General features: G+C 71.1%; 1 protein-coding gene and 1 pseudogene. Both read left to right on the top strand.

Annotated elements, in window-relative coordinates; translation table 11 throughout:
* Nucleotides 1-244, top strand: a pseudogene (locus AC1D12_RS34420) (ABC transporter permease); the annotation flags it as partial.
* On the top strand, nucleotides 228-845 hold a 618-nt coding region (locus AC1D12_RS34415; protein WP_477845537.1), incomplete at its 3' end, for an ABC transporter ATP-binding protein. The pseudogene AC1D12_RS34420 and the gene AC1D12_RS34415, both read left to right, overlap by 17 nt.

Raw genomic sequence — 845 nt, 5'->3', positions numbered from 1 at the left:
GTCCATCGTCGCCGGCTGCCTGATGGTGTTCACGCTGTCGATGGGCGAGTTCAACCTCACCTGGATGCTGCACACGCCGCTCACGCGCACGCTGCCGGTGGGCCTGGCCGACAGCTATGCGTCGATGCGCATCGAGATCGGCTCGGCCTACACGCTGCTGTTCTTCCTCGTCATCCTGCCGGTGCTCTGGGGCATGCAGGCGGTGGCCCACCGGATCGAAAGAAAACATGGCTCCGCTGCCTGAACCCTCCGCCCCGACCCGCATCGCGGTGCTCGGCTGTGCCAAGACCTACGGCGGCGCCGCGCCAGCGCTGCAGGCCACCTCGCTGCAGGTGGAGCCGGGCGAGGTGCTGGCACTGCTCGGCCCCTCGGGCTGCGGCAAGACCACGCTGCTGCGCGTGATCGCCGGCCTCGTCGCGCCCGACGCCGGCGGCAGCATCCGCTTCAACGACGAGGACGTGACCCGGCGCCCGATCGAGACCCGCGGCGTCGGCATGGTGTTCCAGCACTATGCGTTGTTCCCGCAGATGAGCGTCGAAGCCAACATCGGCTATGGCCTCGCGATCCGGCGCCTGCCGCGCGAGCAGGTGCGCCGCCGGGTCGGCGAGCTGATCGACCTGGTGCGCCTGAACGGCCTGGAGCAGCGCCGGCCGGCGCAGCTGTCCGGCGGGCAGCGCCAGCGTGTCGCGCTCGCCCGTGCCGTGGCGGTGCAGCCGCGCGTGCTGCTGCTGGACGAGCCGCTGACCGCGCTCGACGCCAAGCTGAAGGAATCGGTGCGCAGCGAGCTCGCCGGCCTGCTGCGCCGGCTGCGCATCACCGCCGTGCACGTGACGCACGACCAGCAT

This window comes from Rhizobacter sp. P1_G5 (assembly GCF_056405435.1).
This window is presented reverse-complemented; position numbering and strand designations above follow the sequence as displayed.